The organism is Pseudacidovorax sp. DMC4, from assembly GCF_056314265.1.
This window is the reverse complement of record NZ_JBQUYR010000010.1, coordinates 60,544-79,617: the sequence shown is the minus strand read 5'-3', so window position 1 is coordinate 79,617 and position 19,074 is coordinate 60,544. Positions and strand designations below refer to the sequence as shown.

Annotated in this window: 18 protein-coding genes; 15 read left to right on the top strand and 3 right to left on the bottom strand. The window is 67.8% G+C overall.

From position 1 onward, the window contains the following. The first annotated feature begins 213 nt into the window (after positions 1-213). Positions 214-705 (top strand): pilin, encoded by a 492-nt coding sequence (locus ACT54X_RS19125; RefSeq protein WP_476347890.1) that lies wholly within the window; start codon positions 214-216, stop codon positions 703-705. A 62-nt stretch (positions 706-767) separates the two neighbouring features. Here the strand turns inward: ACT54X_RS19125 and ACT54X_RS19120 are convergent, their stop codons facing one another. After that, the gene (locus tag ACT54X_RS19120; protein WP_476347888.1) at positions 768-1,694 is read right to left on the bottom strand and encodes a helix-turn-helix domain-containing protein; all 927 of its coding nucleotides are present in this window, start codon (positions 1,692-1,694) and stop codon (positions 768-770) included. A 118-nt stretch (positions 1,695-1,812) separates the two neighbouring features. Between ACT54X_RS19120 and pobA the strand changes: the two genes are divergently transcribed. The 14 genes from pobA to ACT54X_RS19050 all read left to right on the top strand — a co-directional run bounded on the left by pobA (position 1,813) and on the right by ACT54X_RS19050 (position 15,639). Continuing rightward, positions 1,813-2,985, top strand: a complete 1,173-nt coding sequence (gene pobA, locus ACT54X_RS19115) for a 4-hydroxybenzoate 3-monooxygenase (protein ID WP_294365666.1) — start codon at positions 1,813-1,815, stop codon at positions 2,983-2,985. Between the two features lie 343 nt (positions 2,986-3,328). After that, on the top strand, positions 3,329-5,893 hold the full coding sequence (nirB, locus tag ACT54X_RS19110; RefSeq protein WP_476347886.1) for a nitrite reductase large subunit NirB: 2,565 nt from the start codon (positions 3,329-3,331) through the stop codon (positions 5,891-5,893). 11 nt (positions 5,894-5,904) lie between these two features. Next, a complete protein-coding gene (nirD, locus tag ACT54X_RS19105) occupies positions 5,905-6,246 on the top strand; it encodes a nitrite reductase small subunit NirD (protein WP_476347884.1) in 342 nt (113 codons plus the stop codon). A gap of 35 nt (positions 6,247-6,281) precedes the next feature. After that, positions 6,282-7,094 carry a formate/nitrite transporter family protein gene (locus ACT54X_RS19100; protein ID WP_294365659.1) on the top strand — a complete coding sequence of 271 codons (813 nt, stop codon included), beginning with the start codon at positions 6,282-6,284 and terminating at the stop codon, positions 7,092-7,094. 34 nt (positions 7,095-7,128) lie between these two features. Next, positions 7,129-8,883: a bifunctional protein-serine/threonine kinase/phosphatase gene (locus tag ACT54X_RS19095; protein ID WP_476347882.1), complete on the top strand. Its 1,755-nt coding sequence runs from the start codon at positions 7,129-7,131 to the stop codon at positions 8,881-8,883. Between the two features lie 121 nt (positions 8,884-9,004). Then, complete coding sequence (gene atpD, locus ACT54X_RS19090; RefSeq protein WP_476347880.1) at positions 9,005-10,477, top strand: F0F1 ATP synthase subunit beta; 1,473 nt, start codon at positions 9,005-9,007, stop codon at positions 10,475-10,477. Then, positions 10,474-10,980 carry a F0F1 ATP synthase subunit epsilon gene (locus tag ACT54X_RS19085; protein WP_476347878.1) on the top strand — a complete coding sequence of 169 codons (507 nt, stop codon included), beginning with the start codon at positions 10,474-10,476 and terminating at the stop codon, positions 10,978-10,980. The genes atpD and ACT54X_RS19085 overlap by 4 nt, the downstream gene beginning before the upstream one ends. After that, positions 10,977-11,411, top strand: coding sequence for an AtpZ/AtpI family protein (locus ACT54X_RS19080; protein WP_294365651.1), 435 nt, complete (start codon positions 10,977-10,979; stop codon positions 11,409-11,411). The genes ACT54X_RS19085 and ACT54X_RS19080 overlap by 4 nt, the downstream gene beginning before the upstream one ends. Then, positions 11,408-11,683: an N-ATPase subunit AtpR gene (locus ACT54X_RS19075; RefSeq protein ID WP_354321278.1), complete on the top strand. Its 276-nt coding sequence runs from the start codon at positions 11,408-11,410 to the stop codon at positions 11,681-11,683. Before ACT54X_RS19080 ends, ACT54X_RS19075 begins: the two co-directional genes overlap by 4 nt. Further along, positions 11,680-12,387, top strand: a complete 708-nt coding sequence (locus ACT54X_RS19070; RefSeq protein WP_476347875.1) for a F0F1 ATP synthase subunit A — start codon at positions 11,680-11,682, stop codon at positions 12,385-12,387. Before ACT54X_RS19075 ends, ACT54X_RS19070 begins: the two co-directional genes overlap by 4 nt. Then, the gene (locus tag ACT54X_RS19065) at positions 12,380-12,628 is read left to right on the top strand and encodes a F0F1 ATP synthase subunit C (protein ID WP_114804757.1); all 249 of its coding nucleotides are present in this window, start codon (positions 12,380-12,382) and stop codon (positions 12,626-12,628) included. The genes ACT54X_RS19070 and ACT54X_RS19065 overlap by 8 nt, the downstream gene beginning before the upstream one ends. Beyond that, positions 12,625-13,359 (top strand): F0F1 ATP synthase subunit B, encoded by a 735-nt coding sequence (locus ACT54X_RS19060; protein ID WP_476347873.1) that lies wholly within the window; start codon positions 12,625-12,627, stop codon positions 13,357-13,359. Before ACT54X_RS19065 ends, ACT54X_RS19060 begins: the two co-directional genes overlap by 4 nt. Then, a complete protein-coding gene (locus tag ACT54X_RS19055) occupies positions 13,340-14,836 on the top strand; it encodes a F0F1 ATP synthase subunit alpha (protein WP_476347871.1) in 1,497 nt (498 codons plus the stop codon). The genes ACT54X_RS19060 and ACT54X_RS19055 overlap by 20 nt, the downstream gene beginning before the upstream one ends. Then, positions 14,833-15,639, top strand: coding sequence for a F0F1 ATP synthase subunit gamma (locus tag ACT54X_RS19050; RefSeq protein ID WP_476347869.1), 807 nt, complete (start codon positions 14,833-14,835; stop codon positions 15,637-15,639). The genes ACT54X_RS19055 and ACT54X_RS19050 overlap by 4 nt, the downstream gene beginning before the upstream one ends. Positions 15,640-16,003: 364 nt before the next feature. Here the strand turns inward: ACT54X_RS19050 and ACT54X_RS19045 are convergent, their stop codons facing one another. Both ACT54X_RS19045 and ACT54X_RS19040 read right to left on the bottom strand, forming a co-directional pair. Continuing rightward, positions 16,004-16,450 (bottom strand): hypothetical protein, encoded by a 447-nt coding sequence (locus tag ACT54X_RS19045; protein ID WP_294365640.1) that lies wholly within the window; start codon positions 16,448-16,450, stop codon positions 16,004-16,006. 1,664 nt (positions 16,451-18,114) lie between these two features. Next, positions 18,115-18,942, bottom strand: coding sequence for a hypothetical protein (locus tag ACT54X_RS19040; RefSeq protein WP_476347867.1), 828 nt, complete (start codon positions 18,940-18,942; stop codon positions 18,115-18,117). Between the last annotated feature and the right edge of the window lie 132 nt (positions 18,943-19,074).

The following is a 19,074-nucleotide window of genomic DNA, read 5'->3' as shown; positions in this document are numbered from 1 at the left end:
GCGGCGCCCCGACGCCGTGCGACTGCGGCCGATTCTTGATCAATCAATATTCGTAAATAAACACAAATTAATTGCTCGCGGAATTTGACCAAATTTCTGGCAGAAAATAAGCTCTTATCCATTCGCACCGATGGATGACGAATATCCCGCTGATATCCTGTTGAGCGCCGCTCCAAGAATCAGAAGCGGAATTTCAAAGGGAGTTGATCTGTCATGGATATTCGTCATTCGCGCCCACGCTCGCAGGGCTTCACCCTCATCGAGCTGATGATCGTCATTGCCGTCCTGGGCATCCTCGCGTCGATCGCCATTCCCCAATACACCGACTATTCCTCGCGCGCCCGCGCCGCGGCGGCATTGTCGGAATTGACGCCATTGAAAGGTTCGGTGGTCGCTTGTGCCACCGACCTGGGGACATTCACCGGCTGCAATGCCGGAACCAACGGAATTCCGTCGACTTTCACCGCCACCAAGAATGTCACCAGCAACTTCGGCATTACCAATGGCGTCATCACCGCCACGACCGGCGCCACCACCAAGGGGGGCGTGGCGCTCACGGTCACGCTGACGCCGAGCCAGGCCGACGGCGCTGCGAACCTGGTCTGGACCACCTCGGGCACCATCTGCAATGACACGCGCGGGCTGCGCGCGGGCCAAGGCGGCTGTGCCGACGCGGCCGCGACGCCTCCGGCATCGGGCGGCTGACGCCGGCGGTACCTCGGACCTTCGGTGGGCGCCTCTGGCGCCCTTTTCTTTTTGACCCGTGCCTACGCCACTGGCGTCGTGGGGGCAGCCGCCTCACCGACCGTGGCCGGCTGGCTCACGCGAGCCCGGAACTCCCGCGGCGAGCAGCCGCAGGTGCGCGCGAAGACCCGGCTGAAATGCGCCGGATCGTCGAAGCCCAAGGCCTCTCCCACGGCGGTCACGCTGGCCGTGGTGTAGGCCAGGTGGCGCCGGGCTTCGCGCATGCGCCGGGCGTCGACCAGACGGGAGATGGGCAGGCCCGTGGCAGCGCGGGCCACGCGGCTCAGATGGGTCGGCGTGACGGCCAGCGCGGCCGCGTAGTCGCTTACCCGCCAGCCAGAGGCGAAATGCCGTTCGAGCAAGGATTCGAAGCGCCGCAGCAGGCGCGATCCAGCCAAGTCCACCGCCTCGGCCTGCGCCACGCCCAGCGCCTGGGCCGCCAGACCGAGTACGGCGGTACCCAGGCCCCGCAGCACCAGGGCGCGCGCGGGATGCATGGGCGCCACGAAGGCCTCGGTGAGCGCGGCCAGCAGCGTGCCGAGCGTGGCTGTGCTGGCCTTGTCCACGGTCTGGGCCGAGGCGCGCGAGAGCAACGAACGCGCCTCGGGAATCGCAGCCAGTTGGGCGTCCACCAGTTCGTCCGGCAGGCTCACAACCCAACCCTGCGTGCCTGGAGAGAAGGCAAATGCGTGGACCTCGCCGGTCGGCACGTTCACCAGCGTGTGGCGGCCCAGCGGCGCCGGGCCGGCTTCCAGCCAGGCCGTGCCCTGCCCTTCCTGCAACCACAGCAGCTGGTGCAGCCGATGGTGGCGATGGCGGGCCAGTTCCCAGTCGTGCAGGACGGAGCGGGCGGCGATGGTCTCGCAGTGCAGCAGGTCGGGCAGGTCGCCCGCCTCGCCGAAGAGCGCATAGGAACGGATGGCGGGAGCCTTGGCGCCTGGAGCATGCATGATGTTCGAATCGTACAAGTCCGGACGCGTTCGATCCATTCCGGCGGGGGCGATGCAGCGCCAAGATTCGGACCAGCCGGCGAGGGCTGGCGACCGTTCCAACCAGGAGACTGCATCCATGAAAACCCAGGTCTGCATCATTGGCGGTGGCCCTTCCGGCCTGCTGCTGTCCCAACTGCTCGATCTCAAGGGCATCCGCAACGTGGTGCTCGAAAAGCACAGCCGCGACTACGTGCTGGCGCGCATCCGCGCTGGCGTGCTGGAGCATGGCTTTGCCGAGTTGATGCGCGAAGCCCAGTGCGGCGAACGCATGGACCGCGAGGGCGAGATCCACCACGGCTTCTTCATCTCCCACGACGGCCAGCTGGATCGCATCGACCTGCACAAGTATTCGGGCGGTCAGTCGGTGGTGGTCTATGGCCAGACCGAACTGACACGCGACCTGTACGAAGCGCGCGACCGCGCGAAGGGCCAGGTGGTGCATGACGCGCAGGACGTCCAGCCGCACGATCTGGACACCGACGCGCCCTGGGTCAGCTACCGCAAGGGCGACGACGTGATCCGCATCGACTGCGACTTCGTCATCGGTGCGGACGGTTTCCACGGCGTCAGCCGCAAGTCGATCCCGGCGGATGTGCTGCGCGAGTACGAGAAGGTCTACCCCTTCGGCTGGCTGGGCGTGCTCTCGCGCACCAAGCCCGTTTCGCCGGAGCTGATCTATGCGCGGCACGAGCGCGGCTTCGCGCTGTGCTCCATGCGCTCGCAGGTGCTGAGCCGCTATTACATTCAGGTTCCCCTCACCGACACGGTGGAGGCCTGGAGCGACGAGCTGTTCTGGGCCGAGTTGCAGCGTCGCCTGCCGGCCGAGGTGGCGGGCCGCCTGCAGACGGGGCCGTCCATCGAGAAGTCCATCGCCCCGCTGCGTTCCTTCGTGGCCGAGCCGATGCGCTGGGGCCGGCTCTTCCTGGCCGGCGACGCCGCCCACATCGTGCCGCCCACGGGCGCACGCGGCCTGAACACCGCCGCGTCCGACATCCACTACCTCTATCACGCGATGGTGGACCACTACCTCAAGGGCGACTCCAGCGGCCTCGACCAGTATTCGGCCAAGGCCCTGGCGCGCGTGTGGAAGGCGCAGCGCTTCTCGTGGTGGATGACGACGATGCTTCACACCTTCCCGCAGAACAGCGGCTACGACATCGCGCTGCAGCGCACGGAGCTGGACTACCTGCTCTCCTCGGAGCGCGCCAAGGGCGTACTGGCGGAGAACTACGTCGGCCTGCCTTTCTAGCGCGCAGCTTCGACGTCCGGCTTCACCCAGCTTGGTGCGCCGCGCGACCCACGGCGGGGCATCCAAGCCCGCCGCAAGCGCCAAGCCCCCGTCATCGGGGGCTTTTTCTTTGGCACGGAGCTTGCGTGAACTGAGCCGGAGCCCCGGCAATGCCGCCGTTGCGGCTCCAGCGCCCCCGCCAATGTCGGCGGAACCCCGCGCAAGCGGTGCCACTGTCGGCGCCTGCTGCACGGTTGTTCCCACACGATCTGCACCTCGCTCTGGCGGCGGCGCCTCGTCCGGCACTTCGGTGGCTGGCCAAGGCGATCCTCCCGCCCCCGCAGGGTGCGCGCAGGACCCCCTCATGAAAATCATCGTTGTTGGCCACGGCATGGTCGGCCACAAGTTCCTCGAAGAGCTCGCCAGCTCACCCCTCGCCGAGGCCGAAGTCACCGTGCTGTGCGAAGAGCCGCGGCCGGCCTACGACCGCGTGCACCTGTCCGAGTTCTTCAGCGGCAAGACGGCTGAGCAGCTGTCACTGGTCGAAGCCGGCTTCTTCGAGCGCAGCGGCTTCTCGTTGCGCCTGGGCACCCGCGCGGTGGCCATCGAGCGGCGCAACAACACGGTCACCACCGCCGATGGCGAAGTGCTGCCCTACGACAAGCTGGTGCTGGCCACCGGCTCGGTGCCCTTCGTGCCGCCGGTGCCGGGCCGCGAACGGCCACACTGCCATGTCTACCGCACCATCGAGGACCTGGAGGGCATGAAGGCCTCCGGCGCCAAGTCGAAGACCGGCGTGGTGGTGGGCGGCGGCCTGCTGGGCCTGGAATGCGCCAAGGCGCTGCGCGACCTCGGCCTGGAAACCCATGTCGTCGAGTTCGCCCCGCGACTGATGGCGGTGCAGGTGGACGAAGGCGGGGGCCGCGTGCTGCGCAGCAAGATCGAAGCGTTGGGCGTGCAGGTGCACACCGGCCGCAACACGGTGGAGATCACCGACGGCGCTACCGCCCGGCACCGCATGGTCTTTTCGGATGGCACCTGGCTGGAGACCGACATGATCGTGTTCTCTGCCGGCATCCGGCCACAGGACGCCCTCGCCCGCCAAAGCGCGCTGGCCGTCGGGCCGCGCGGCGGCGTCGCCGTGGACGCCCACTGCCGCAGCGCCGACCGAAACATCTACGCCATCGGCGAATGCGCCTCCTGGAACGAGCAGCTCTATGGCCTGGTCGCGCCCGGCTACGAGATGGCCCGCGTCGCCGCGCGCCATCTGGCCGGCGATGCCGAGGCCGCCTTCGCTGGTGCCGACATGAGCACCAAGCTCAAGCTGATGGGCGTGGACGTGGCCAGCATCGGCGATGCCCACGGTCGCACGCCGGGCGCGCGCAGCTTCCAGTACGTGGACGAGATCAAGCAGGTCTACAAGAAGATCGTGGTGAGCGCCGACGGCACCAAGCTGCTGGGCGCCGTGCTCGTGGGCAATGCCGACGAGTACGGCACGCTGCTGCAGATGGCGCTCAATGGCATCGCCCTGCCCGAATCGCCCGAGTTCCTGATCCTGCCCTCCAGCGAAGGCCAGGCCAAGCCGGGGCTGGGCGTAGACGCACTGCCGGACACGGCGCAGATCTGCTCCTGCAACAACGTGAGCAAGGGCCAGATCTGCGCCGCGGTGGGCGAAGGCGCCTGCACCATCGGCCAGCTCAAGGCCTGCACCAAGGCCGGCGCCACCTGCGGCGGCTGCGTGCCGCTGGTCACGCAGGTGATGAAGGCCGAGATGAGCCGCCGCGGCCTGGCCGTCAACAACCACCTGTGCGAACACTTCCCGCATTCGCGGCAGGAGCTGTACCACCTGGTGCGCGTGGGCGGCATCAAGACCTTCGACGAACTGCTGGCCAAGCACGGCAACGGCCTGGGCTGCGACATCTGCAAGCCGACGGCGGCCAGCATCCTGGCCTCGTGCTGGAACGACTTCGTGCTCAAGCCCGAGCTGGCCAAGCTGCAGGACAGCAACGACTACTTCCTGGGCAACATCCAGAAGGACGGCACCTATTCCGTCGTGCCGCGCATGCCCGGCGGCGAGGTCACGCCCGACGGCCTGATCGCCGTCGGCCAGGTGGCCAAGAAGTACGGCCTCTACACCAAGGTCACGGGCGGCGCGCGGGTCGACATGTTCGGCGCCCGGCTGGAGCAACTGCCCCTGATCTGGGAAGAACTGATCGCCGCCGGCTTCGAGAGCGGCCATGCCTACGGCAAGTCCCTGCGCACAGTGAAGAGCTGCGTGGGCAGCACCTGGTGCCGCTACGGCGTGCAGGATTCGGTGGGCCTGGCCGTCGAGCTGGAGAACCGCTACAAGGGCCTGCGCGCGCCGCACAAGATCAAGTTCGGCGTTTCCGGCTGCACCCGCGAATGCGCCGAGGCGCAGGGCAAGGACGTGGGTGTGATCGCCACCGACAAGGGCTGGAACCTCTACGTCTGCGGCAACGGCGGCATGAAGCCGCGCCATGCCGAACTGATCGCCAGCGACCTCTCCAAGCCGCAGCTCATCGCGCTCATCGACCGCTTCCTGATGTTCTACGTGCGCACGGCCGACCGGCTGCAGCGCACCAGCACCTGGCGCGACAACCTCGAAGGCGGGCTCGACTACCTGAAGAAGGTGCTGATCGAGGACAGCCTGGGCCTGGCCGCCGAGCTGGAGACGCAGATGCAGGCCGTGGTCGACACCTACCAGTGCGAGTGGAAGACCGCAGTGACCGACCCCGCCGTGCGCAGCCGCTTCCGCAGCTTCGTCAACAGCGAGCTGCCGGACGAGCGCATCGTCTTCGTGAAGGAGCGCGGGCAGATCCGCCCGGCCCGCGCCGAGGAGCGCACGGCCGATGCCGCGCCCGCCGCCCGGGAAGCGGACGCCACCGCCACCGAGGCCACGCCCGCCTGAGGAGCCCCGCCATGACCACGACCCTCACGCCCGCATGGACGGCCGTCTGCGCCGTCTCCGACATCCTGCCCGACACGGGCGTCTGCGCCCGCATCGACGACCGGCATGTCGCCATCTTCCGCATCGGCGACGACCGCTTCCATGCCATCGACAACATCGACCCGCAGTCGGGCGCCAGCGTGCTGTCGCGCGGCCTCACCGGCAGCCTGGGCGGCCGCACCGTCGTCGCATCGCCGCTCTACAAGAACCACTTCGACCTGGCGACCGGCGAGTGCCTGGAAGCCCCCCAGCACTCGGTGCGCGCCCATGCGGTGCGCGTGGAGGGCGGCCGCGTGCTCGTCGCCCTCGCCTGACTCCCTTTCCCCTTCAAGATCCCCAAAGGAATCCCATGGCCTACCTTGCCCCTGCCGAGTTCGTCACCAAGATGGTCGACGCTGGTGAATCCAAGCTGTTGATGTCCACGCGCGACACGCTGATCCGCTCCTACATGGCCGGCGCCATCCTGGCGCTGGCGGCCGCCTTCGCCGTCACCATCACCGTCAACACCGGCAACGCCCTCGTCGGCGCCATGCTCTTCCCGGTCGGCTTCATCATGCTGTACCTGATGGGCTTCGACCTGCTGACCGGCGTGTTCACGCTGGCACCGCTGGCCGTCTTCGACAAGCGCCCCGGCGCCACCTGGGGCGGCGTGATGCGCAACTGGTCGCTGGTCTTCGTGGGCAACTTCGCCGGGGCGCTCACGGTGGCCGTGTTCATGGCCATCATCTTCACCTTCGGCTGGTCCGAAGCGCCCAACGCCATCGGGCAGCGCATCGGCCACATCGGCGAGGGCCGCACGGTGGGCTACGCGGCCCATGGCGCCGCCGGCATGCTGACGCTGTTCATCCGCGGCGTGATGTGCAACTGGATGGTCTCGACCGGCGTGGTGGCGGCCATGATGTCCACCTCGGTGTCGGGCAAGGCCATCGGCATGTGGATGCCGATCACGGTGTTCTTCTACATGGGCTTCGAACACAGCGTGGTCAACATGTTCCTGTTCCCGTCGGGCCTGCTGCTGGGCGGCCACTTCACGCTGATGGACTACCTCATCTGGAACGAGATCCCCACCGTGCTGGGCAACCTGGTCGGCGGTCTGACCTTCGTCGGTGCCACGCTCTACTCCACGCACTACAAGACGGCGCCCAAGCGCGCCCAGGCTTGAGCGCGATGGCAGCCCGGAAGGACGCTCGGCCGTCGTGACGGGACCTTCGGAAGCGCTGCCGCGCATCACCCTCGGCCAGCATTCGCTGGCCGCGCCCGGCGGGCACAACCAGGACTTCCATGGCGCAATGCTGCCCACCGGCCACCTGCTGGCCGGAAAGGGCATCGCCCTGGCCATTGCCGACGGCATCAGCAGCAGCCCGGTGAGCCGGGAGGCGGCGCAGACCGCCGTTGGTGCCTTCCTGTCCGATTACTACGCCACCAGCGAAGCCTGGTCGGTGCGGCGCGCGGGCCAGCGCGTCATCGCCGCCACCAATGCGTGGCTGCATGCCCAGACGATGCGCAGCGACGCCCGCTTCGACAAGGACCGCGGCCATGTCTGCACCTTCACGGCGCTGGTGCTCAAGGGCCGCGAACTGCATCTGCTGCATGTGGGCGACGCACGGCTGTACCGGCTGCATGCGACGACGCTGGAGCCGCTCTCCGAGGACCATCGCGTGCAGGTGTCCTCCGCCGAGTCCTACCTGGCGCGGGCCCTCGGGGCCGACGCCCAGGTCGAGATCGACTACCGCCGCTGGGAAGCCGAGCCCGGCGAGGTCTACCTGCTGGCCACCGATGGCGCGCATGCCCATCTCACGGCGGCGGACGTGCACGAGGCGCTGCGCCTGCATGCCGACGACTTCGACGCCGCTGCCGCCACGCTGACCCGGCGTGCCCGCGAGCGCGGCAGCGAGGACGACGCGACCGTGCTGCTGCTGCGCATCGACACCCTGCCCGCGCCCGGCCAGCCCCTGCCCCAGCTCAGCCGCGAAGGACTGGCCCTGCCGCCGCCGCTTGCGCCGGGCATGGCCTTCGAAGGATTCACGCTCGTGCGCGAACTCAAGGTCGGCCCGCGCAGCCATGTCTGGCTGGCGACCGACGACGAGAGCGGCGCGCAGGTGGCGCTGAAGGTGCCCGCGCTGGACCTGCGCGAGAACGCCGAGGCGCTCGACCGCTTCGTGCTGGAGGAATGGGTGGCCCGGCGCATCGACCATCCGCACGTGCTCAAGGCCTGGCCGGGCCGGCGCGCGCGGCGCCATCTCTTCGTGGCGATGGCGTACGTGGAAGGCCAGACCCTGGCCCAGTGGATGATCGACCATCCGCGCCCCTCGCTCGACGAGGTGCGGGCCCTGCTCGACCAGATCGGCCGCGGCCTGCAGGCCCTGCACGGCCGCGAGATGCTGCACCAGGACCTGCGGCCCGAGAACGTGATGATCGACCGCGCCGGCACCGCGCGGCTGATCGACCTCGCCTCGGCCCATGTGGCCGGCCTGGCGGAGGGCCGGGGCCCGCTCGCGGCGGATGTGCAGGGCACGCTGCAGTACATCGCACCGGAATACCTGCTCGGCCAGGGCGGCAGCGCCCGCTCCGATCTCTTCTCGCTGGCGGCGCTGGGCTATCAGATGCTCACCGGCCAGTTGCCCTACGGGCTGGACGCGGCACGCGTGCGGCAGCCCCAGGACCTGCGGCGGCTGCGCTACGTGCCGCTGCGCCATCACCGCCCCGAGCTGCCGGCCTGGCTGGACGCCGTGCTCCAGAAGGCGCTGAGCGCCCAGCCGGTCCGGCGGCAGGAGGCGGTGTCGGAGCTGCTGCACGAACTGCGCGCGCCGACCCCCGCGCAGCGGCGCGCCCGCCCGCTGCCGCTGGCCGAGCGCGATCCAGTGCGCTTCTGGCAGGCGCTGTCGCTGGTGCTGGCCGTGCTGATGCTGGTGCTGGCCGGCCTGCTGGTCCATCGCGGCCCTTTTTCTTGATCCATATCTAAGGATCGCGCTGCGGCGCAGCATGGTGCGGCCGATTCGCCGCATGATGCCTCCATCGGCGCCATGTTCCCCGGCTCCTTCGAGGGCATGGCCGAACTGAATCGCGCCGCCCATGAACGATCGCCTGCTTCACGACACCGAGCCTTCCGGGCGCTGGGCGCAGGTCCTGGCCGTGCGTGGCCCAGTGGTCGATCTGCACTGCGACGATGGCCCGCCCGGCATCCATGAGGCGCTGGTCGTCGATCCGGAGGGTGCCGGCGTGGTGTGCGAGGTGCAGTCGCACCTGGACGCCCGGCGCTTTCGCGCCATCGCCCTGCAACCGACCCAGGGCCTTTCGCGACTGATGCGGGCACGGCTCACGGGCGCGCCGCTGACGGTGCCGGTCGGGCCGGCCATCCTGGGGCGACTGCTCGACGTGCTCGGCCAGCCGGGGGACGGCGGCCTGGCGTTGCCCGCCGATACCCCCCGACGCGCCATCCACCAACCGGCGCCGCCGCTGGCGGGCCAGCGGCCGGACGTTCAGCTCTTTGCCACCGGCATCAAGGTGCTGGACCTGCTGGCGCCGCTGGCCCAGGGCGGCAAGGCGGCCATGTTCGGCGGGGCAGGCGTGGGCAAGACGGTGCTGGTCACTGAGCTCATCCATGCCATGGTGGCCGGCTACGACGGCGTCTCGGTCTTCGCCGGCGTGGGCGAGCGCTCGCGGGAGGGCCACGAGATGCTGCACGACATGCGCAACTACGGCGTGCTCGACCGCACGGTGCTGGTCTACGGCCAGATGAACGAGCCGCCGGGCGCACGCTGGCGGGTGCCGCTGGCGGCTCTGACCATGGCCGAGCATGTGCGCGATGAAGAGGGCCGCAACGTGCTGCTGCTCATGGACAACGTGTTCCGCTTCGTCCAGGCCGGGGCCGAGGTGTCGGGCCTGCTGGGCCGCATGCCCTCGCGCGTGGGCTACCAGCCCACACTGGCCACGGAGATCGCGGCCCTGCAGGAGCGCATCGCCTCCGGTCCGCGGGCCGCCGTCACCGCCATCGAGGCCGTGTACGTGCCCGCCGACGACTTCACCGACCCGGCCGTGGCGGCCCTGAGCGCGCACATGGATTCGACCGTCGTGCTCTCGCGCGAACTGGCCGCCCAGGGCATCTACCCGGCCATCGACCCGCTGCGCACCACCTCCGTGCTGCTGGACCCGGCCATCGTGGGCGCCGCCCATGCACAGACCGCGGCCGCGGTGCGCGAACTCATCGAGCACTACGACGAGATGCGCGACGTGATCGCCCTGCTCGGCGTGGAGGAGTTGGGCCAGGAAGAGCAGCGCCTCGTCGGCCGCGCCCGGCGCCTGCAGCGCTTTCTGACGCAGCCCTTCTTCGTGGCCGCCGCCTTCACCGGCATGGCCGGCCGCAGCGTCACCGTGGCCGAGACCATTGCAGGCTGCCAGGCCATCCTGGCCGGCGACTGCGACGACTGGGACGAGCGCTCTCTCTACATGATCGGCACGCTGGACGAGGCCCGCGCCCGCGAGGACGAGCGCAGGCGCGGCACGGCGCCCACCGCCGCCCCGGCTGGCGCGAAGGAAGCGGCATGAACACACGCATGGTCCCGTCGCCGGATGCACCCGACGCAGGTGCCACCGGCACGCCCTCGACGACTGCGGCCCTGCACCTGACCATCACCACGCCGCTGGCCATCGTGCTGGACGAGCCCGAGGTCGCCTCGCTGCGTGCCGAGGACGCCACCGGCGACTTCGGCGTCCGGCCCGGCCATGCCGACTTCCTGACGGTGATCGAGGCCGGCGTGCTGCGCTGGCGCGCTGCCGACGGCCCCTGGCACTACTGCGCGCTGCGCGGCGGCGTGTTCAGCGTGGAAGGCGGACGCAGCGTGCGCGTGGCCTGCCGGGAGGCGACGGTGGGCGATGACCTGGGCGCCTTGCAGGCCCGCATCGCGCACGAACGCGCCGAGGCGCGCGAGGCGCTGCTGCGTGCGCGCAGCCAGGACACGCGCCTGCACGCCCGCGCCATCCGGCAACTCATGCGCGAGCTGCGTGCTGGCGGCGACACGCTGGGCCTGTCGACGGAGGCCGAAGGATGAGCGAAGGTCCTGTCCACGCGAATGACCGCGCCTCTCCCCTCACGGGAGAGGCCTCGGGAAGCGGAGCTGCGCGCGACACCTCACCATCGCGTGCTGCCTGGGGCGTTGCCCCCTCTCCCCGGCCCTCTCCCGCGAGGGGAGAGGGTGTTCATGCACAGCCGACGCCCGAGGACCCCCAGCAGGCCGCGGCCCGACGTGCCCAGGCCCGCGAGCAGGCGGGGCAGCGCGACCCGGAGCCCTCGCTGGCCCGGCGCTTCGGCCAGATCGGCGTGCTGGGCTGGCTGATCGTGCTGCCCACCCTGGCCGGCCTGTGGCTGGGTCACCGGCTGGACCGCTGGCTGGGCTCCGGCATCACGCTGGCGGCCGCGCTGCTGATGGCGGGGGCCGGCCTCGGCCTGTGGCTGGCACTGCGTTGGATGCACGAGCAATGACCCTCTTCCCCTTCGATCCGTCCGCCGGCATGGGCTGGCTGCTTGCCGCAACGGCTGGCATGGCCCTGGGCTGGCTTCACTTCCGCAGTCTTGCGCAGGTGACGCGGCTGGTGCTCGCTGGCCGGGCCGTCGGCATCGCGCTGCACGTGGGGCGATGGCTGATCCTGGTCACCCTGCTGGTGCTGTGCGCGCGGGCTGGCGCGGCGGCGTTGCTCGCTGCCGCGGCCGGAGTGATGGGCGGACGCGCCATTGCGCTGAGGTGCACCGCATGAACATCGACAACCCCCTGACCGCCGCCGTGGCCTTTCGCATCGGGTCGGTGGACATCACCTGGCCCGTGGCCACCACCTGGGGCGTTATGGCCGTGCTGGGCGTGGGTGCCTTCCTCGCCACCCGGCGCCTGTCCCTGCGGCCGGGCCGCGTGCAGGCGGCATTGGAGATGGTGGTGGAGGTGCTCGATGGCGAGATCGCCGACGCCATCCCGGGCGACCCGGGTCGCTTCCGCGGGCTCATCGGTACGCTGCTGCTGTTCATCGCCTGCGCGAACGCGTCCTCGCTGCTGCCGGGGGTGGAGCCGCCCACCGCCCACCTGGAAACCGACGCTGCCCTGGCGGCCGTGGTGCTGGTGGCCGGCCTGGTGTGGGGCATCCGCATCCTGGGCCTGCGCGGGTGGCTCGCCACCTTCACCCATCCCACATGGGTGATGCTGCCGCTGAACCTCGTCGAGCAGGTCACGCGGCACTTCTCGCTCATGGTCCGCCTGTTCGGCAATGTGATGAGCGGCGTCTTCGTGGTCGGCATCGTCAGCGCGCTGGCCGGGCTGCTGGTGCCCATTCCGCTGATCGCGCTCGACCTGCTGACCGGCGCCGTGCAGGCCTACATCTTCGCCACGCTAGCGCTGGTCTTCATCGGCTCGGCCGTCAATGAAGCCGGCGCCCCGACCCCCAAGGACACTCCGGAGCCTCCCCATGGATAACCTCGTCCAGATCGTCAGCATCGTCGCCGCTGCCTTCGCGGTCGGCCTGGGCGCCATCGGCCCTGCCCTCGCCGAGGGCCGGGCCGTGGCCGCCGCGCTCGACGCCATCGCCCGCCAGCCCGAGTCGGCCGGCGCCATCTCGCGCACGCTGTTCGTGGGTCTGGCCATGATCGAGACGATGGCGATCTACTGCCTGGTGGTGGCGCTGCTGCTGCTCTTCGCCAACCCCTTCGTGCGATGAACTTCCACTGGACCACCTTCGCGTTCCAGCTGGTGAACGTGGTGGTGCTGCTGGCGATCCTTCAGCGCTTCCTGTTCCGGCCGCTGGCCGATGTGATCGCGCGGCGGCAGGCCCAGACCGCCGCCGCCGTGCAGGCCGCCGGCGAGGCAAAGGCGCAGGCCGAAACCGCGGCACTGCAGGCCCGGGCCGAGACGCAGGCCACGCTCGACGCGCGGCAGCAGCTGCTGGCCACGGCGCAGGCCGAGGCCCAGGCGCGGCGCACGGAACTGCTGACGCAGGCCCGTGCCGAGGCGGCCCGCATCGTGGCCGAAGGCCGCGCAGCCGCCGAACGGGACGCCGCTGCCCGCGAGCGGCGCAATTGGGAACATGCCCGCACGCTGGCCGCAGGCATCGCCACGCGTGCGCTGGGCGCGCAACCGGTGGCGGCCGAGGGCTACGCGCGGCGGCTGGCCGATGCGCTCCGGTCCATGCCCGACGCCGAGCGGCAGGCCCTGCTGGCCGGCGGGCACCTGCAGCTGGTGGCGCCGCGGCCACTGACCGACATCGAATGGCAGGCCGCCCGCCAGGCGCTCGCGCCCTGGCTCGGCGAGGCGCTGCCCGCCCCGACGATGGACCCGACGCTCATCGCAGGCCTGGAGCTGTGCTCGGACACCGGCGCCGTGCGCAACTCGCTGGCCCATGACCTGGAACGGATCGCCGAGGCGATGCGCGATGACACCGTCACCGATTGACCCGCAACTGGCCGCACTGCAGTCGCGCATCGACGCCGCCGTGCTCGGCCCCGGCGTGGAGGAGCACGGCACCGTCGGCGCCATCGCCGATGGCTTGGCCACGGTGACCGGCCTGCCCGGCGCGCAGCTCAACGAGGTGGTGCTGTTCGACAACGGCGCCCGCGGCTTCGTGCTCACGCTCGAAGAAGACCGGCTGCACATCGCCTTCATGGATCCGATGGACGGCATCGCCGCAGGGGCGCGCGTGACCCGCAGCGGCGAACTCGCGTCGGTGCCGGTCGGCCCCGCGCTGCTGGGCCGGGTGCTCGACCCGCTGGGCCGGCCGCTCGATGGCCTGCCGGCCCCGCAGTGCGACGAGCACCTGCCCGCCGAGCGGCCGGCGCCGGCCATCATCGACCGCGACTTCGTCAGCGAGCCCGTCGCCACCGGCCTGCTGGTGGTCGATGCGCTCTTCGCCATCGGCCGGGGCCAGCGCGAGCTGATCATCGGCGAGCGGCAGACGGGCAAGACCTCCATCGCCGTCGACGCCCTGATCGCGCAGGCGGGCGGCGACGTCATCTCGGTTTACGTGGCCATCGGCCAGCGTATGTCCTCGGTGCGGCGCGTGATCGAGGCGGTGCGGGCGCGCGGCGCGCTGGCGCGCACGCTTTTCGTCGTCGCCGAAGCCACGGCCCAGCCCGGGCTGCAGTGGCTGGCGCCCTTCGCTGCGACGTCCATGGCCGAGTGGTTTCGTGACCGCGGGCAGCATGTGCTCATCGTCTACGACGACCTCACGCGCCATGCCGCCACCCACCGCGAGCTCGCCCTGCTCTCGCACCAGCCGCCGGGCCGCGAGGCCTACCCGGGCGATATCTTCTACCTGCATGCCCGCCTGCTGGAGCGTTCGGCCAAGCTGTCGGCCGCGCGCGGCGGGGGCTCGCTCACCGCGCTGCCGATTGCGGAGATCGAGTCGGGCAACCTCTCCGCCTATATCCCGACCAACCTGATCTCCATCGCCGACGGGCAGATCGTGACCTCGGAAGTGCTCTTCGCCGCCAACCAGCGGCCGGCCGTGGACATCGGGCTGTCGGTCAGCCGCGTCGGCGGCAAGGCGCAATGGGGCGCGCTCAAGGCCGTGGCGGGACGGCTGCGCCTGGACTATGCCCAGTACCTGGAGATGAAGATGTTCGCCCGCTTCGGTGGCTTCGGCGACGACGCGATGAAGGCCCGCATGGTGCGCGGCGAGCGCATCGCAGCGCTGCTTGCGCAGGACCGCTTCGCGCCTCTGCCGGTGGTCGCGCAGATCGCCCTGCTGGCGGCCCTGGACGCTGGCGTGCTGGACGCCGTGGAGCCGGGACGGTTGCAGACCCTCAAGGCCGCACTCCCGGCCTGCGTGGACGCGGAACCCCGGCTGCAGGCGCTGCGCGCCCAACCCGACGCGTTGGATACCACCACGCGTACGCTGCTCGTCGAACTGGTGCACCAGGCCTTGCGATGACCGCTCGCCCCGAGGAACTGCGGCGGCGACTGGCCGGCCTGGACCAGATCGACGACGTGGTGGGCGCCCTGCGCGCCATCGCCTCGGGACAGTCGGCCGCCGCTCGCAGTGCGCTGCCCGCCATCGAGGCCCATGCGCTCACGACACGCCGCGCCATGGCGCGCCTGGCGGCGCCACAAGTGGCGGCCACGACGCCGGCTGGGCCAGGCCTGCTGCTGGTGATCGGCGCGTCGCAGGGCTTTGCGGGCGCGTATCCGCAGCGTGTGGCCGCGGCGACGCTGCAGGCGCTGGCACCGGACACGGGTCTGCTGGTGGTGGGCCGCCGGACCGTGCAGGCACTCCTTGACCACGGACGACGGCCGCTGTGGTCCACGGACCTGCCCGCACATCCAGCGGCAATTCCCGCCCTGGCCAGCGAGGTGACCGCCGCCCTGATCTCGCAGGCCGTCGAGCACCCAGGGCCCATCCATGCCATCGCCGGCCTGCCCGCAGCCGGCCACGCGCCAGCGGCTGTGCGGCTCTTCCCGCCCGAACCCGTGCCCCCGGCGCAAGGCATGGAACCACCTCTGATGACCCTGGCCCCGGCCGTGCTGATGGCCTCGCTGCTGCAGGAGGCGCTCTTCGCCGCCGTGGCGCGTGCCCTGATGCGCGGCCTGGAGGCCGAGGCCGCCGCGCGCATGCAGGCCATGGCCCAGGCCCGCAGCAACCTGCAGCGCCGCAGGAACGAGGTCGAGGCCGCCTATCGGCAAGCGCGGCAGGAGCAGATGACGACGGAGATGATCGAGTTGGCGGCGGAGCGGTAGGGGCTGGGATTGCCGCGCGTTTGCAAGACTTACGTAGCAAAAAGCCTCACGGATTAGGCATTGGATTGCTGAGGCGCAAGAGAAAATTAATCTGTACACGTGCAGGATAGAACCTGCAACCACGGGGTAAAAGACGGCCCAATTTTTAGCCGGACCAACACTGGCCCAATGCGTGTTCCGTAACGTAACGTAACGTAACGTGCCGGCCGCTAGGGGTGCGATTTCTCCCCGCACTCTGGAAGATCGCGCAACGGGTCAGAGTGTTCTTGCCCCCAGGCAGGCCATTACCGTTACGGATGCTCTTCTGAAATGCTAATGACAGAGCACTAAAGTAGCTGCAGTACAAGAAACTTAGCTTCAATAGCTAAGCATTAAAGCCACGAAACGCATAAAGTCTGCTCAAGAAGACGGTAGAAGACACCAGAAGAAAGGCCGCGACAAACAACCCCAATCTCGCCCAGGAGTTATGGTTCGGGGCATCGACCGGGAAAAGTGCATTTTCCAGAAATCTATCTAATTTACTTAGAACATAACCTGATAAAAATGCAGATACTAATCCAGCAATAAATCGAAACTGCTTAAGCTCCGCGCCCGAAAATGGAGATAGGGCGAAACCTATTATTAATCCGCACAGCCCCCCGATAATAGCAATTAATCTATTAATATTAGTGGCAGCTTGGTTTCCCGCCGCTCCGGCGACCTTCGCGGTAAGATGCCAAAGCAGAGAAACGACGACGATGAAATTAAGTGTAGTAAGAATGACCGTGCCAGGAGCTGAAGTCTTTAAGAGATTCGAAAGAAATTCGTGCATTTTAATACCTTTAGGAAATTCGCTTGGACCTATTGCACAACGACAAGCCGACTATTGTCTTATACACAAAAATTATTTGTTTTTAGCAGCGGCAATTTTTTATGCATTCCAAGCGCCCGTCATCATCCATTTAAATGATGGCAGCTATTCAGTAGCGCAATAACCTGGGAGCTTTTAATTGAAGCAGCTTGCCTTCGCCGACCGATGATTTTTCGGAATGTCGCAAGCAACTCGCCGGCCGGACCGTGCAGACTGCGGTCCGCCTCGACCAAAGCGCGCACCGTCGGCGCAGGAGGGCGCGCAGCCCCAGGGCGACGCAAAGGTGGTCGCCCAAGCGCAGACAGCCGTGACGCATGCGCAGGCTCGGGAGGCGAGGAGTACCCGGCGCGAGGCCCAGCCATCCGGGAAGCCTCTGACGCAGCCGAGCGCGCGGCGCAGGAGGATGGCACGCTCACTGCAGAAAAGAAGGCATCCATTGAGGCGTCGCGAAAGGGCGCCGACCTCAAGGATCTGCAAGCCCAGAAGGCCGAGATCCTTGCCGGCAAGTTTTGCGCGCTCGCAAACTCCGATCATGACCGCCTCGATGGGCTGGAGCGTTAAATCTCCCTGCAGGAGCAGCGCAACCAATTGGAGGCGCGTCGCCAGGCGCTGGAAGATGAGCGGCTCGGCCGGGATAAGTCAGGGTTGTCCACCGCCAAAACCGGCGCAACGATCAGCGCCGGCGGCAAGCTCACCACGCTCACAGGCATCTACAACTTCTTGAAAGCGCCGGTGTCAACGACGACACGGCCGCGAAGAAACTCGCGCTCGAGTTCGCGGACCCCACCGGCAAGGTGACCTTCTACGGCAGCCCCGGCCAACGGAAGTACAGCGGCACCATCAGCTAGGCGCTGCAGCGGGCGGCCGAGGGCTACTGTTCAACCCGGCCACCAGTACCACGCCCGCCGCACCATCAGCCAGCGGCGGCAGCACCACGCACATGGTCAATATCTCGCTGCCCGGTGGCACCACGGGCGCCATCAACGCGGCCACGGCGAACGATGCGGATAACCTCTCCAAGTTGCTTTCTCGGCTCAGCTCGGCTCGGCGCGTCGGCTAGGGATGCTCTTTACGAATCGAGCGGCAAGTGGGCGCTGCGGATCGGGATGAGCTGCGAGGCGCAAAGCGCAGCAATAGCCCGGCTATTGCGAGCATTTGCAACGACGCAGATCGCCCGACTCCGCAGATGCCCACGGCGCGCGCATTCGTAAAGAGCATCCCTAGCGTCTATTTGACGCCGCTGTCAAGTAGAGCATCTTTTAGGCCGCGGTTTGAGCAAATGCGAAAACTGGAATTCGGTCGATTCCGCCGCACTGCCATTCGGTGCGCATGGCTGATTTATCAATTGCGCAAGACAAGCACCGGCCTAATTCAGCATTTGCGCCAGGCCATTTCACACGAACCACACTCAGGATTGGCTTTCCAAGCGCCTGCCCGCCGCGCATAGTGGGGCCCATGAACTTTCAAACCTACTGCCTCAAACACCGCCCCGAAGCTCGCGAGATTGTGGAGGCGATCAACTTCCTGGCTTTGGATTTCTGCCGCAGCCAATATCCAGCTGCTGAATATCGACGAATTGGCCCACGACGAGGAGGGCCGGCCGCTCCTCCGCTTGCGGAGCAAGCCTAGCGACGCCGAAAATTCAGCAGCTTCGGCCTAGATGCCACCGCGGCGACTTCGTATGCATCCCGAGAATACATGATGGCATCGGAGCCGTGGGTGGGAGTCTCGGGCCACAACGGGTGGGGGATGGGCGTAAGCCGAACCGGGACTGTGCAGATATCTTCTGCCCCAAGATTGCGCCAAGGATCAAGAGAAAGTACGGGAGCGCGCCACCGTGGAACTGATCCGGAGCGAGTGATAAAAAAGGCAATTGGAAAAAACTTGAGCAGCCAAAAAATTACCGGCTCGGTACCGGCGATCATGCCGGCATCACGGATCAAGACATGATTTTTTTCAGTATAGAGCCAGTAAAAGAACTTAAACCCCTCTGGTAGGGGCTTGCTAATATCTAGCATGTACTCTTTAAAAGGCTCGGTATCGTCGCCTTTCAAATACCTGTCCACCCCCACAGCCGCAAGGTGACCAAGCACTGCGCGCATGAAATACTGAGGCCGTATTTCAATCCCGACTTCCTCCGGTAACGTTATTTCGGTTCTAAGAAATGCCGAAATGGCGTTTACGAATTTCACTAGCTCAGGATCGTAATTTAAGCCGAGCAGTTCGTTATTGCAGCGCCGGCATAGGGTCTTGAACTTTATTCCGTTCTGCGATTTTCTCGGGCCAGGGCTACCCGCGAATTTTTCCACCGAAACCCGCGCGTGAATTGTCCTTAGCTCCATTTGAGAAGGCCGATAGCAGGACTTAGGAGGCACGTGATCCTCCGTCATCTCTTCGTAAGCGCCGCATATGTTGCATGTGCCCAGCCGACCCGCCGCGCGGGTGGCGATCAAGTGGGGTCCGCCCATAGTCTCGCTCCTAGTCTTGGGCACATTGTTGCCGAGGATCGCGCCCGGCAAGGCACCGCCTCTAGTGCCTCATGCGCCTACATCAGAGAAGTAGGCAACAAAAAGGCCCGCACATGG